This is a genomic window from Amycolatopsis sp. WAC 01416, assembly GCF_003947485.1.
Classification (GTDB): domain Bacteria; phylum Actinomycetota; class Actinomycetes; order Mycobacteriales; family Pseudonocardiaceae; genus Amycolatopsis.
In genome coordinates, this window is record NZ_QHHX01000008.1 from 260,022 (window position 1) to 274,567 (window position 14,546).

The window sequence follows — 14,546 nt, forward strand, 5'->3', positions numbered from 1 at the left end:
AACCGCTTACCATGCCCCATGAGTCCGCCAGCGGCAGGCGGAGCGGTCTTCGCCGTCGAGAGGGATGGTCGTGGGCATCGAGCAGATGAGCCCGTATGAGTGTGCGGCGTGGGAGGACATCGAGCGCTGGCGTGGTAAACGGTTGGCAGCCAACGAGCGCCACCGGTTGCCGCAGCGCGTTCGTGATCGCTTGGTCAAAGGAGGTGAGATCGTCAAGGGTCGGGTCGAGCAAGTGCCCGGCTCGGACCAGATGGCCGCGATTGTCCACAGTTCGATCGATGGGTTGCTGAACTTGGTGAACAAGGCCAGCGAAGCGACGCTTCGGCGTAAGGCTGTCGTCGCGGCCTATGCCAAGCGCGGGCACGCTGTCAGCGAGCTGAGTGACATTCTCAAGCTCGACCTGCGCGACATCGACAAGGCCATGCCTCGTCTAGGGCTGAGCTACACGGCCTTCAGCACGATCGAGGGTGCGGGCGCCGGCCTGGCGGTTTCTGGCGGCGAGTTGCTCGCGACAGTTGGAGGCATCTTCGGCGCGGGCGCCGGTGCAGCGCCTGGTGGGGGCACGGTCGCGGCGGCGGTTGCTGCAGATGCAGTGCTCGTACTTGGTGCGATGACGAGGGCGATCGCCCACATCGCCGCGTACTACGGCTATGACACCGAGTTACCGCAGGAGAGGGTCTTCGCGCTCGGCGTCCTCAACTTCGGAATGGCCCGGCAAGCCGGCAAGAGCTTTGCCTACGTCCAGTTGAACAAGATCGTGAACGACCTCGCCCGCAGGGCGACGTGGGCGCAGCTGAACAAGAACGGCGTCACGCAGATCGTCAAAGCGTTCTACGGGCGAACCGCATCCGAACTGACGAAGAAGAAGCTCGGACAGGCTGTGCCGGTCGTCGGCATTGTGATCGGTGCCGGGCTCAACGCGCAGCTGCTGAAAAATCTGACCAATGACGCCGAGCATCTTTACCGCGAACGCTTCCTGCGTGAGAAGCACGGCCTGAGGACGGTAGATATCACCGTGACCACGAAGGGTGATGATTTCGACCTGGTCGACGACACAGTCCACATCGCGGAGATCGTCGAAGAAGAGATCGCTGACGAGAGGCACACACGACGGGCCGACTGACAGCTGACCTGGATGCAGAACCCTTCTGGAGGGAGGCGTTCTGGTCGAGCACCCACGGCCGTCGCCTGTGTCGGAAGTTTGCTCTCTCGGCATAGGTTGCTGGGTCTATCCCGTCTCCGATTGGGCTCCGTTGCCGACGTAGAGCCCGACACGGGTCGGCACAGGATGGCACTCTTCCCGGCGAAGACTGGTGTTGACCTGCACAAACTGTGCAGAATTTGGTACTGAACGCCACTAGGTAACATGGCTGAGCTGGGGACTTTTAATCCGAGGGAATCTGCAGCTCGTCGGTGCGACCGGGTTTCGCACTTTGCGGAACCTTGGGAGAACTACCCAGTCGAGTTACGCAACTGGAGCAGAAGATGTGAACCCATTTGGCGGGGGTGGGACGGCGTGCTCCAGATTCGCTCCAGCTACTGAACAGTAACTGAAGTTCGCCGTGTCAATTCTCAAAGTGAGGTGGAACGAAAAAACCGCCCAACCTCGGCAAGCTTGCCAGGTGGGCGGTGTTTCGTCACTGTGGAGCTAAGGGGACTCGAACCCCTGACCCCCTCACTGCCAGTGAGGTGCGCTACCAGCTGCGCCATAGCCCCGGAGCGGGTTGTTCTCCGCATCTCGTGTGTCCATACATTACACCGCTCGCCGAGGCCGTTCACGCGGGGGTCACTCTGTGCTGCCTCGAACCGCCGGATAGGCGCTGACCTGCATCTTTGCGACTTATTTTTAGACGTGTATTGACTGCGTGTGTGACCGCCGTTACGTTTTCGTCCATCGTGACGCCGAGGTCCCCGCCCGCTACGCCGCGTCTCCACTGGGCTCCGCCTCAGCTCGTCCTGCCCGAATGACGCGGAGGAGGTCCTGATGAGGGCCAGAGCAGCACTGATAGCCCTGTTTTCCCTGGTCGGAGCGCTGGTCGTGGTGGCTCCGGCGGCGCAGGCGGCCATCGTTCCCGATACCTGGTACACGGTGACGACCACCGGCGGGAAATGCGTGGACGCGCGTGCCGCCGGATCGGCGAACGGGACGGTCGTCCAGCAGTACGCCTGCAATCAGACCTTCTCCCAGCAGTGGCAGTTCCAGCCCACGTCGGGTGGCTACTACCGGGTCAACACGCGCAATGACCCGGCGCGGGTGTGGGACGTCGCCGAAGTGTCGACGGCCGACGGCGGGCTGATCCATCTGTGGGCCTACGGCGGCGGGAACAACCAGCAGTGGCAGCCGGTCGAGGAATCCGGTGGGGCGTATCACTTCGTGAGCCGCAACAGCGGCAAGTGCCTGGACATCCCGGGCCTCTCGACCCAGGACGGCATCCAGCTCCAGCAGTACGCCTGCAACGGCAGCGGCGCCCAGTCCTTCCGGCTCACCCCGGTCACCGGCACCGCGAACCCCGACCTCGGGCCGAACGTGCTCGTCTTCGACCCCGGTATGTCGCAGTCGGCGATCCAGTCCCAGGTCAACAGTGTGTTCTCGCGGCAGGAGACCGGTCAGTTCGGCTCGAACCGGACGGCGCTGCTGTTCAAACCGGGCTCGTACAACGTCGACGTCAACGTCGGGTTCTATACGCAGGTGCTCGGGCTCGGCCTCTCGCCCGACAACGTGACGATCAACGGCGCGGTCCACGCGGAGGCCGACTGGTTCCAGGGCAACGCGACGCAGAACTTCTGGCGTGGCGCGGAAAACCTGTCTGTGAACCCGGCAGGTGGCACGGATCGCTGGGCCGTTTCGCAGGCCGCGCCTTACCGCCGCATGCATATCCGCGGCAATCTGCAGCTCGACGACGGCGGCTGGTCCAGCGGCGGCTGGATGTCCGACGTGAAGGTCGACGGTCAGGTCCGGTCCGGCTCGCAGCAGCAATGGATCTCGCGCAACTCGCAGTTCGGGAGCTGGAGCGGCTCCAACTGGAACATGGTGTTCGCCGGCGTCGAGGGCGCGCCGTCGACCAGTTTCCCCAATCCGCCGTACACGGCGGTGAACACGACGCCGGTCGTGCGGGAGAAGCCGTTCCTGTACGTCGACGCCGCGGGCGCGTATCAGGTCTTCGTGCCCGCCAAGCGCACCAACGCTTCCGGCATCACCTGGGGCGCCGGGCAGCCGGGGTCCTCGCTGCCGATCAGCCGGTTCTTCATCGCGAAGCCCGGCACGACGGCGTCGCAGATCAACGCCGCCCTCGCCGCGGGCAAGGACCTCCTGATCACGCCGGGTGTCTATCACCTCAACGAGACGCTCCGCGTCACCCGGCCGGACACCGTCGTGCTCGGCCTCGGCCTGGCGACACTGATCCCGGACAACGGCATCACCGCGATGACGGTGGCCGACGTCGACGGCGTCAAGGTCGCCGGCGTGCTGATCGACGCGGGCACGACGAACTCGAACACGTTGATGGAGGTCGGCCCGGCGAACTCCGCGCAGGATCACGCGGCCAACCCGACTTCGCTGCACGACGTGTTCTTCCGCGTCGGCGGGGCGGGCGTCGGCAGGGCCACGAACAGCCTGGTGGTCAACAGCGACGACGTCATCGGTGACCACCTGTGGATCTGGCGTGCCGACCACGGCAGCGGGGTCGGGTGGAACACCAACACCGCCGACACCGGGCTGATCGTCAACGGTGACGACGCTACGATGTACGGCCTGTTCGTCGAGCATTATCAGAAGTACCAGACGATCTGGACCGGCGAGCGCGGCCGGACGTACTTCTATCAGAACGAAATGCCTTACGACCCACCGAATCAGGCCGCCTGGATGAACGGCTCGACGCGGGGTTACGCGGCCTACAAGGTGGCGGACTCGGTGACGGCCCACGAGGCGTACGGGCTCGGCAGCTACTGCTACTTCAACGTCGATCCGAGTGTGGTGGCGGATCGCGCGATCGAAGCGCCGAACAACCCGAACGTCCGGTTCCGGAGCATGGTCGCCGTCTCCCTCGGCGGGAACGGGACCATCAGCCGGGTGATCAACGACCGCGGCGGACCGGCGAACTCGGGATCGACGGTGGCCAATCTGGTCGCTTATCCCTGATACCCCGGTGCGCGCCGGGATGGCGGTCGCGGCGCGCACCGGCCCCACCCGCGGGGGAGGCGGGGTTGCGAAAGCCACTTTCGCGGCGTTGAAGGTTGCGAAAGTGGCTTTCGCAACACCTGCCGGAGGGCGGGAAAGGGCCTCACCCCAACGGGTGGCGTGCCGCGCGCTCGCGCACCGGCGCTCCGATACTCGGGCAATGCCTCTCGTCGGTCTCACTGTCGTCGAACCCCGCCTGGCCTGGCCGCTCGCCGCCCTGCGCGGCGGTTTCGCCATCCTGTTCGGCATCCTCGCGTTGATCTGGCCGGGAGCCACGGTCCTCGCCCTCGCGATCATCTACGGCATCTACGCGATCATCGACGGCATCGGCGGCCTGATGCAGGCCTTCCGGCCGGGTGACGCCGCTCATCGCGCCGCCTACGGAGTCCTGGGCGCCTTCGGGATCATCGCCGGTGTCCTGGTCCTGATCTGGCCGGGGATCACGGTGCTCGTGCTGGCGCTGCTGGTCGGCTTCTGGGCGATCTTCACCGGCATCGTCGAGATCGTCGCGGCGATCCGGCTGCGCAAGCAGATCGAGGGTGAGGCGTTCCTCATCGCCGCGGGCGCGCTTTCGCTGATCGCGGGCATCGTGATCGTGTTCAACCCGATCGCCGGCGCCTACGGGATCGCGCTCCTGGTCGGGATCTACGCCCTGCTGTACGGCGTGATGCTGCTGGTCCTGGCCTTCCGCCTGCGCAAACTCACCCGGGCCTGAACGCCTGTCGCAGATGGATCCGCGCGCCGGCGCGGCGCAGGTTCGACAGGCTCGGCGAACCTTCCACCGCGGTCGCGACGGCGAAGCGGCGGCCTTCGCGGGCGGCCGCGCCGGCGACGTGCAGGAGCAGCCGTGCCTGCGCGCCTTTACCGCGATGAGCCCGTGGCGTGGCGGATCCGCCGAGGACGACACCCGGTCCGTGCGTACTCAGGGCCGCGGCGGAGATCGGCACCCCGTCCTCGACAAGCAGCGACCGCCTGATTCGCGGGTCCGCGTGTTCGGCGGCCATGAACGCCGTCACGACACCGTTGCTTTCGTACCCATCGAGCAGGATACGGAGAAACGCGTCGAGGTCGGGCGAGTCGTCGATGTCCGCGTCCGACGCCGCGAAGGCGAGCGGAAGAGTCGCGATCGGACGGACACCGGCGGGCACGAGACCGGTGCCGTGGGGGATCAAGCCCGGTGGCAGCACCAGCGTCGGCGGGTCGCCGTCCCAGCACGACGCCCCGGCGAGCCGGACCGCCCGCGCCAGGTTCGCCTCGGTGACGCCGGTGATCGTGCGCAGGAACCGCAGTTCCGGTGTCGTGGTCATGACCGCGAGCAGCCCGTCCTCACGCCACGCGGAGAAGGTGCCGGGCAGCCCGGCCGCGGTGGCCGCCTCACCGGCGATGACGGCACGGGCGTGGATCACTTCTTCGGCTTCGGTCAGCACGGCTCCAACGTAATAGGCTGATCCGGTGAGCCAGCCGATCCTCTTGACCGTCGACGACGATCCCGCCGTGTCCCGTTCGGTCGCCCGCGACCTGCGCAGAAGGTACGGGAAGGACTATCGGATCATCCGGGCCGATTCCGGTGCCGACGCCCTCGAAGCGCTGCGCGAGCTCAAGCTGCGCGGCGACGCCGTGGCCGCGATCCTCGCCGACTACCGGATGCCGCAGATGGACGGCATCGTCTTCCTCGAGAAGGCGATGGACCTGTTCCCGCACGCCCGCCGCGCGCTGCTGACCGCCTACGCCGACACCGACGCCGCGATCCAGGCGATCAACGTCGTCGACGTCGACCATTACCTCCTCAAGCCGTGGGATCCGCCGGAGGAGAAGCTCTATCCGGTCATCGACGCGCTGGTGGAGACCTGGCGCGCGGTGGGGGAGCGGCCGGTCGACGAGATCAAGCTCATCGGCCATCGGTACTCGTCGCCGTCGTTCCACCTGCGCGATTTCCTGGCGCGCAACGCCGTGCCGTACCGCTGGTACTCGGTGGACGACGACGAGGGCCGCCGGATCCTCGACGCGGCGGACGCGGCGCCGCAGGACATCCCGGTGCTGGTCACGCCGGACGGCACGGTGCTGCGTCAGCCGTCCGGGCCCGAACTCGCCGACGCCGTCGGCCTGTCCACCCGGCCCGCGCAGGAGTTCTACGACCTGATCGTGATCGGCGGCGGGCCCGCCGGGCTCGGGGCGGCCGTGTACGGCGCGTCGGAGGGGCTGCGCACGGTCATCGTCGAGCGCAAGGCGACCGGCGGACAGGCGGGCACCAGCTCCCGCATCGAGAACTATCTCGGCTTCCCGGACGGTGTCTCCGGCGCGCAGCTCACCGATCGCGCGCGGCGTCAGGCGCTCAAGTTCGGCGCCGAGGTGCTCACCGCCCGCGACGTCGTCGGCCTCGAAGCGCGTGGTTCGGCGCGCGTGGTCATGTTCGGCGACGGGACCGAGATCGCCGCGCATTCCGTGGTGCTGGCCAGCGGAGTCACCTATCGGGCGCTGGAGGCTCCCGGGGTCGCCGAACTCGCCGGCCGAGGTGTCTACTACGGCTCCGCCGCCACCGAAGCGCCCGAGTGCAAGGGCGAGCACGTCTACATCGTGGGCGGCGCGAATTCGGCGGGCCAGGCGGCGGTGTTCTTCTCCAAACACGCCGCCGACGTCACCATCCTCGTCCGCGGCCAGTCGCTCGAAGCGTCGATGTCGCACTACCTGATCGAGCAGATCGCCGGGATCGAGAACATCCACGTCCGCACCCGGACCACCGTGGTCGAGGCGCACGGCGACGATCACCTCGAACGGCTGACCTTGTGCGAGAACGGCTCCACCACCGAGACCGTGCCCACCGGTCACCTCTTCATCTTCATCGGCGCGGCGCCGCGCACCGACTGGCTCGGCACGGAGATCCAGCGTGACGACCACGGCTTCGTGCGGACCGGCCCCGATCTGCTCACCGACGGCGGTCCGCCGCCGGGCTGGCCGCTGGACCGCGACCCGCACTACCTGGAGTCGTCCATCCCCGGCGTGTTCGTGGCGGGCGACGTGCGGGCGGCGTCGGTGAAGCGTGTCGCGTCGGCCGTGGGTGAAGGCGCCATGGCGGTCACCCTGGTCCACCGATACCTGGAGGAGCAATGAGCGTTTTGCCAAGGGAGGAACTGCGCGGGCTCTTCCTTTTCGAGCACCTCAGCGACGAACAGCTGGACTGGATCGACGAGCACGCCAAGCTGGAGCAGTACAGCGGCGGCACCACGGTCATGCGCGAGGGTGAACCCGCCACCTGCTTCTACCTTCTGCTGTCGGGCGCGTTGCGGATGACACGACTCGTCGGCGGCACCGAGGTCGAGACGATCCGGTCCGATCAGCGCGGCGCCTACTGCGGCGCGACGCAGTTCTTCGTGCACCAGGAGACCGAACACACCTACGGCGCTTCGGTGCACGCGGTCAGCGACCTCACGTTCCTGACCTTGCCCGCGGCCGAGTTCGCCACCGAGTTCCGTCGCTGGTTCCCGATGGCGACGCATCTACTGGAAGGCATGTACCTCGGCTGGCGCAACAGCGACACCGTGATCGGTTCGCGGCGGCGGCTGCTGGCGCTCGGCGAGCTTTCCGCCGGGCTGACCCACGAACTCAACAACCCGGCCGCGGCGGCCGTCCGCGCGACGGCGTCGCTGCGGGAGCGGGTCGCCGGGATGCGGCACAAACTCGCGATGCTGGCGAAGAAGAACGTCGACCCGGCGCTGCTGGAGCAGCTGCTCGAGATCCAGGAACAGCTGGTCAAACAGGTCGCCGCGGCGCCGAAGCTGTCGGCGATGCAGCAGGCCGACCGTGAGGACGAGATCGGCGACTGGTTCGACGGCCACGGCATCGACCAGGGCTGGGACCTCGCCGACATCTACGTCCGCGCCGGGCTGACCGTGCCCGATCTCGATCGCCTGCTGGACTCGGTGGGGGAGACCTTCCTCGACGGCGCCGTCCGCTGGCTGGCGTACGCGCTCGAGACCGAGATGCTGATGGGCGAGATCGAGGATTCGACCACCCGTATCTCGGTGCTGGTCGGCAAGGCCAAGCAGTACTCCCAGATGGACCGTGCGCCACACCAGTGGATCGACGTCCACGAAGGACTCGACTCCACCCTCGTGATGCTCGCCGGGAAGATCGGGCCGGGGATCCGGGTCGTGAAGGAGTACGACCACGCGGTGCCGAGGATCCCGGCGTACGCGGGCGAGCTGAACCAGGTGTGGACGAACATCATCGACAACGCGCTCGGCGCCATGGGGCCCGAGGGCACGCTGACCCTGCGGACGTCCCGGGTGGACGATCACGTGCACGTCGAGATCGGCGACACCGGACCCGGGATCCCGGCGGAGGTGCGGCAGCGGATCTTCGAACCGTTCTTCACCACGAAGCCGGTGGGGCAGGGGACCGGGCTCGGACTGGACATCTCCTGGCGCATCGTCGTCGAACGGCATCAGGGCGACCTCCGGGTCGATTCGGCGCCGGGTGACACGCGCTTCACCGTGTGCCTGCCGGTCTCGGAGCAGTCCGTGATCTGATTTTCCTTCTACCCCAACGGTTCGCCAGGAACTGACGACTTCTTTCGTTCATCGATCGTTCATTTCGAAATGGCTCACCCGCGCGTCAAAAGAGTCGAACGGGCTGAAAGATCGAGCTGGTGAACGAGGGGGTGGGCCGATGAAACGTCGTCTGTCGATCGGCCTGGCAGTGGTGCTGCTGCTGGCCGTGGTCGCCGTGATCGTCTGGGGCCGTGGCGGTGACGAGAACACCGCGCGAGGGACCGACCTGACCACGGTGCGTGGTGTCATCGGATCGGAGAAGCTCGCGTTCTTCTCCGACCAGCGGGTGGCGGAAGCGTTCGCCCGGCACGGGCTGAAGGTCGAGGCCGACACCGCCGGTTCGCGGCAGATCGCGAATATGGACCTCGGGAAGTACGAGTTCGCGTTCCCGTCCTCGTCGCCGGCCGCGCAGCGGATCCAGCGCGACCACAAGGTGACCGGCGTGCACACGCCGTTCCAGTCGCCGATGGCGGTCGCGACCTTCGAGCCGATCGTGAACCTCTTGAGCGCCAACGGGATCGTGCGCAAGGGCGCCGGGGACTACCAGGTGCTCGACATCGCGAAGTACCTCGAACTCGCGCAGCGGGGCACGCGCTGGGATCAGCTTCCCGGCAACACCGCCTTCCCGGCCCGCAAGAACGTGCTGGTCACGACCACGGACCCGCGCGAGTCGAACTCGGCGGCGATGTACCTGTCGATCGTTTCCTTCGTCGCCAACGGCAACAACGTGGTCAGCACGCCGGAAGCCGAGGCGAAGGTGCTGCCCGGCGTGTCGAAGCTGTTCATCGACCAGGGCTACACGCAGAACAGCACCGAGGGCCCGTTCGAGGACTACCTCGCCGCGGGGATGGGCAAGACGCCGCTGGCGCTGATCTACGAATCGCAGTTCGTCGACCGGCTGGTCCGCGCGGACGGCTCGATCCGGCCGGACATGCGCCTGCTCTACATGGCGCCGACGGTGTACTCCAAGCACACGCTGGTCCCGTTGAAGCCGAACGGCGATCAGGTCGGCAGGCTGCTGGCGACCGACCCGGAACTGGGGAAACTCGCCGCCACCTTCGGCTTCCGCACCGGAGACCCGCGGTTGTTCGCCGACGTCGTCGCCGCAGCCAAGGCGCCGGTGCCCGCGGATCTGGTGGACGCCGTCGAGCCGCCGTCGTTCGAAACGCTGGAGCGGCTGCTCGACGCCGTGAAGAAACAGTACTGATGGACGATTTCACGCTCACTCCACCCGAACCGGTGGAGGCGATCCCGGCCGAGCGGGCCGCGGGCCTGGTGACGCTCGCGCCGGAGGTGCACGCCGAGGTCGCGAAGCGCGCCGAGAGTTTCGCCCGGCGGCTCGAAGCGCTCGACGTCCGGTCCCCGGAGTTCACCCGCGTGCTGGACGAACTGCTCGCGGTCGGCGAGTCCGACATGCGGGCGGCGGCGACCGTCGCGGGCGGGCTGCTGGACCGCTCGTCGCGGGCGCTGGCGGAAATCGGGTCACCGCAGCAGCAGGCGACGGTCAGCCTCGCCGGGCTCCGGCGGGCCGTGGCGGAGATCGACCCGGCGAAACTGCCGATCACCGGCCGCAAACTGATGGGGCTGATCCCGGTCGCGGGCAGCGCGAAGAAGGCGCTGGATCGCTACCGCGCGGCCAACGAGCCGGTGAACGCGCTGGTACTGGACCTGCGTGCGCGGCAGGACGTCCTGCGACGGGACAACGCCGCGCTCAAGGGCGAGCGCGAGCGGCTGTGGGCGACGCTCGGCAAGCTCTCGGAAGCGGCCGCGTTCGCCGAGGCCGTCGACACCGCCGTCGAACGTCAAGCCGGGATCTTCGACTTCACCGATCCCGCGCGGGCCAAGTCACTGCGGGCCGACGCACTGCATCCGATCCGGCAGCGGCACCAGGATCTGCTGACCCAGCTCGCGGTGAGCGCGCAGGGCTACCTGGCCCTGGATCTGGTGCGGCGCAACAACGACGAGCTGATCCGGGGGATCGAGCGGGCGGTGTCGACCACGGTCGCGGCGCTGCGGGTCGCGCTGCTGGTGAGCGGCGCGCTCGCCGGACAGCGCGACGTCCTCGACGAGGTCCAGGCCGTGCAGGCCACCACCGACGGGCTGATCCGGGCCAACGCCGAAATGCTGGAACTGCGCAGCGCCGAGATCCAGCGCGCGGGCAGTGATCCGGCGGTGGCGGTGGCGACGATCCGCGAGTCGTTCGAGCGGATCTACCGGAGCATCGACGCGATCGACGAGTTCAAGGCGGGGGCCGTCTCGACGATGGCCGCGACCGTGGAGGCGCTGTCCGGCGAGATCCGGCGAGCCGAAGACCATCTGCGCCGCTCTCACGAGACGGCGACGGCCGAGGGGGCATCGTGAAACGCTGGACGGTCTTGGCGGTCAGCGCGGTTTGCGCGCTGTCACTGGTTTCCTGCGACTCGAGTGAAGGTGAGACGCGCGGCCTGGGGGAGGCCGAACCGGGCACCTTGAGGGTGCTCGCGGGCAGTGAGCTGGCCGACATGCAGCCGCTGTTGGAGCAGGAAGCGGCGGCGACCGGGGTCAAGGTGAAGTTCCAGTTCACCGGGACGCTGGAAGGCGCCGAGACGCTCGGAGGAGGACAGGCGGACGGCCAGTACGACGCCGTCTGGTTCTCGTCGAACCGGTACCCCGCGGCGGTTCCGGAGGCCGCGAAACGGCTGGGCGAGCAGGTGAAGATCATGAGTTCGCCGGTGGTGCTCGGCCTGTCCGCTTCGGCGGCGCAACGGCTCGGCTGGACCGGACGGCCGGTGAGTTGGGGCGAGATCGCCGAGCAGGCCGGGAAGAAGGCCTTCACCTACGGCATGACCGATCCGTCGGCGTCGAACTCCGGCTTCTCCGCGCTCGTCGGGGTCGCGTCGGCGCTCGCGGGGGCGGGCAACGCCGTCGATGCGCAACAGATCACCGCCGTCACCCCGAAACTGACCGAGTTCTTCAGCGCGCAAGCGATGTCGGCGGGCTCGTCAGGCTGGCTTTCCGAGGCCTACCAACGACGGGCGAGCGGTCAGGATCCCGGCAAGAAGGTCGACGGGCTGATCAACTACGAGTCCGTCCTGCTGTCGATGAACGCGACCGGGAAGCTCCCCGAACCGCTGACGCTGGTGTACCCCTCCGACGGCGTCGTCACCGCCGATTACCCGCTGACCCTGTTGCAGAGCGCGACTCCCGACGCGAGGGACGCGCACCGCAAGCTGGCCGAACGGCTGCGCACGCCGGACACCCAGCGCAAGATCATGGAGACCACACAGCGTCGCCCCGTCGTGCCCGGTGTCCAGCTCGGGCAGCAGTTCGCGCGGAAGGACCTCGTCGAGCTGCCGTTCCCCGCGACGCAGCAGGCGGTCGACGCGTTGCTGGGCGCCTACTTCGACAAGATCCGGCGTCCCTCGCGCACGTTGTACGTGCTCGACACCTCCGGTTCCATGGCGGGTGACCGGATCGAGTCGCTGCGCACCGCGCTGATCGGGCTGACCGGCGCCGACGGTTCGCTGACCGGGCGGTACCGCCGGTTCCGCAGCCGTGAAGAGGTCACGATGCTGCCGTTCGACACCGTGCCCGGCCGCCCGGAGACCTTCGTCGTCCCGGAAGGCGATCCCCAGCCCACGTTGGACAAGATCAAGCGATTCGCCGAGGGCCTCGACGCGAACGGCGGCACGGCGATCTACGACAGCCTTCAGCGTGCGCACGACATCATGGGCCCTTTGGTCGCGCGCGACCCCGACCGGTTCACCTCGATCGTGCTGATGACCGACGGGCAGAACGCGAACGGCTCCAAGTTCTCGGACTTCCAGCGGAAGTTCCCCTCGCTGCCGGAGGCGGTGCGGCAGATCCCGGTGTTCACCGTGATCTTCGGGGAAGGCGACTCCGCCGAACTCGGCGAGGTCGCGAAACGCACCGGCGGCAACGTTTTCGACGCGCGCGGTGACGTCCTGCCCAAGGTGTTCCAGGAAATCCGCGGGTACCAGTGATCCGGTACCTCGGCTCCACGAAGAACCTCGCCGGTTGCGTCGGCGGGCTGATCGGGCTCGCGCTGTACCTGACCGGCGTCGTCGGCGCGCTGTGGCCGGTGGTGGTCGCCGGGCTGTACGCGGTGTTCGCCCTGCTCGCGCCGCCGGAACGGGTCCGGCTGGTCTCGCCTGCCGCCGAGGCCGAGGCCGGTCAACTGCGCGCGGACCTCGGCTCACTGGTGGACAAGGTGACCGCGCGGGCACAACGGATGCCGGAGTCCTCTGTGGACGGTGTCCGGCGGATCGCCGAAGTGCTCGAAGACCTGCTTTCGCGACCGGAGCGATGGGCGGCCAACCCGGACGTCCAGCACGCCGTCACCCGGCTGGCACGGACGGATCTGCCGCTCTCCGTGGAGACCTACCTCAACCTGCCGTGGTGGTTCGCCGCCAAACGGCGCGCGAGCGGCGAACCCAGCGCGTCCGAGGAACTCCTGGCACAACTGGAGCTGCTGGAAACCGAAGCGCATCGCATCGCGGAACGGTTCTACGCGGGGGATGTCCACCAGCAGGCCGATCACACGCGATATCTGCGGGAGCGTGGCCAGGCCTAGTCCCAGTGAGAGAAACCCTTGCGCGGCAGGAACTCCGGGTGTCCCGATCACCGGTCGTTCTCCGTGGGCAAGCCGGGATCCTTGTGGTGGACTGCGTACCGTCGGCCCCGTCATGGCCGGCATTCCGTCTTCCCAAGGGAGTTCAGGCGTGCAGAAGTACAGACAGTGGATGGCCGTGGTGGCCGCGGTGGTGGTGTGCCTCGCCGGCGGTACCCCGGCGAACGCCGAACAGCGCGACGATCACTGCGTCGCCGACACGGCGACCGGAGTGATCCGGTGCTTCGACAGCCTCGGCGAATCGCTCGCAGCGGCGTCGGCAGGCGAGGTCGGTGCCTCCGCGACGGTGATCAGCGTGCTGTACGAACACGCGAACTTCGGCGGCGCGAGCGTCGCCGTCACCGGGTCGCCGTGTGTCGAGGCGACCAACCAGACCGTCGGCTTCCTCGGAAACTGGAACGACAAGATCTCCTCGTTCCAGACATTCCACAACTGCTACATCACGATGTACGAGCACGCCGAATACCAGGGCGAACGCCAGGAGTGGTACGCCAACGACAGCGGCAACTACGGGTCGAACATGAACGACCGCGGCAGTTCGGTGGTGTACTCGCGCGGGCCGTCCCGCGCCGAACTGCTCAAGGACTGCGGCCACGCCACCAAGACCTGCAACGCCCACGTCGACCAGCGCGGACAGGATTTCGGCGGCAGCTGGGGCCGGGTGGACACGGTGTACAACTGCAGCGCCAACAAGATCACCCAGGTGATCGGCAAACGCGACACCCGCAGCGGGAAGAACACGGTGTCGAACGAGATCAGCGTGAGCGCGGGCTTCCAGTTCCTCGTCGACTGGTCGGTCGCGTACAAGCGCACGTGGGGCCAGGAATGGGGCTGGGAGACCAGCGAGAGCGTCGAAACCCGGATCGAGGTCAACCCGGGCTACTGGGCGGGTCTGGACCGGTCACCGGTGATGCGGGTGGCCAGCGGCTCGTACGACATGTGGTACGACAAGCGCAAATGGGGTCACCATCAGTGGTACGTCTGGAACTTCAGCGGTGAAGGACCGGCGCCCGGCGTCGTGGGCCAGACCAGGACGGTCGGCAAGAAGATGACGTCGGACGAGAAGAAGAGGGTGTGCGGGAAGTCGGCAGGGCTCGTGCGGTCGTCCGCCTCGCCGCGGTCGGAAAGCGCGCCTGCGCCTGCGGTGCGCGTCGCGCAGGGATCGCTGCACAGCTAGACGGGTGGTCCGGTT

11 protein-coding genes and 1 tRNA gene are annotated in these 14,546 nt (G+C 67.7%); 10 read left to right on the forward strand and 2 right to left on the reverse strand.

What is annotated here, in order from left to right:
• Positions 1-70 precede the first annotated feature (70 nt).
• Positions 71-1,123, forward strand: a complete 1,053-nt coding sequence (locus DL990_RS27565) for an EcsC family protein (protein WP_158632661.1) — start codon at positions 71-73, stop codon at positions 1,121-1,123.
• Between the two features lie 520 nt (positions 1,124-1,643).
• Here the strand turns inward: DL990_RS27565 and DL990_RS27570 are convergent.
• Positions 1,644-1,716: transfer RNA gene (locus DL990_RS27570), tRNA-Ala, on the reverse strand.
• A 268-nt stretch (positions 1,717-1,984) separates the two neighbouring features.
• On the opposite strand from DL990_RS27570, the gene DL990_RS27575 reads away from it, so the two are divergent.
• A complete protein-coding gene (locus DL990_RS27575; RefSeq protein ID WP_125800371.1) occupies positions 1,985-4,138 on the forward strand; it encodes an RICIN domain-containing protein in 2,154 nt (717 codons plus the stop codon).
• Positions 4,139-4,337: 199 nt separating this feature from the next.
• Positions 4,338-4,892 carry an HdeD family acid-resistance protein gene (locus DL990_RS27580; RefSeq protein ID WP_125800372.1) on the forward strand — a complete coding sequence of 185 codons (555 nt, stop codon included), beginning with the start codon at positions 4,338-4,340 and terminating at the stop codon, positions 4,890-4,892.
• Here DL990_RS27580 and DL990_RS27585 read toward each other — a convergent pair.
• The gene (locus tag DL990_RS27585) at positions 4,879-5,604 is read right to left on the reverse strand and encodes a hypothetical protein (RefSeq protein WP_125800373.1); all 726 of its coding nucleotides are present in this window, start codon (positions 5,602-5,604) and stop codon (positions 4,879-4,881) included. The genes DL990_RS27580 and DL990_RS27585 overlap by 14 nt on opposite strands.
• A 25-nt stretch (positions 5,605-5,629) precedes the next feature.
• On the opposite strand from DL990_RS27585, the gene DL990_RS27590 reads away from it, so the two are divergent.
• From DL990_RS27590 to DL990_RS27620, 7 genes are all read left to right on the forward strand, one after another.
• Positions 5,630-7,285, forward strand: a complete 1,656-nt coding sequence (locus DL990_RS27590; RefSeq protein WP_125800374.1) for an FAD-dependent oxidoreductase — start codon at positions 5,630-5,632, stop codon at positions 7,283-7,285.
• The gene (locus DL990_RS27595; RefSeq protein ID WP_125785644.1) at positions 7,282-8,703 is read left to right on the forward strand and encodes an ATP-binding protein; all 1,422 of its coding nucleotides are present in this window, start codon (positions 7,282-7,284) and stop codon (positions 8,701-8,703) included. Before DL990_RS27590 ends, DL990_RS27595 begins: the two co-directional genes overlap by 4 nt.
• Before the next feature lie 139 nt (positions 8,704-8,842).
• Positions 8,843-9,931, forward strand: coding sequence for a hypothetical protein (locus DL990_RS27600; RefSeq protein WP_125785645.1), 1,089 nt, complete (start codon positions 8,843-8,845; stop codon positions 9,929-9,931).
• Positions 9,931-11,085 carry a toxic anion resistance protein gene (locus tag DL990_RS27605; RefSeq protein WP_125800375.1) on the forward strand — a complete coding sequence of 385 codons (1,155 nt, stop codon included), beginning with the start codon at positions 9,931-9,933 and terminating at the stop codon, positions 11,083-11,085. The genes DL990_RS27600 and DL990_RS27605 overlap by 1 nt, the downstream gene beginning before the upstream one ends.
• On the forward strand, positions 11,082-12,707 hold the full coding sequence (locus DL990_RS27610) for a VWA domain-containing protein (RefSeq protein ID WP_125800376.1): 1,626 nt from the start codon (positions 11,082-11,084) through the stop codon (positions 12,705-12,707). The genes DL990_RS27605 and DL990_RS27610 overlap by 4 nt, the downstream gene beginning before the upstream one ends.
• On the forward strand, positions 12,704-13,297 hold the full coding sequence (locus tag DL990_RS27615) for a hypothetical protein (RefSeq protein ID WP_125800377.1): 594 nt from the start codon (positions 12,704-12,706) through the stop codon (positions 13,295-13,297). Before DL990_RS27610 ends, DL990_RS27615 begins: the two co-directional genes overlap by 4 nt.
• A gap of 148 nt (positions 13,298-13,445) precedes the next feature.
• Entirely contained in the window at positions 13,446-14,531 is a 1,086-nt protein-coding gene (locus tag DL990_RS27620) for a peptidase inhibitor family I36 protein (protein WP_125800378.1), read from the forward strand.
• Positions 14,532-14,546: the final 15 nt, after the last annotated feature.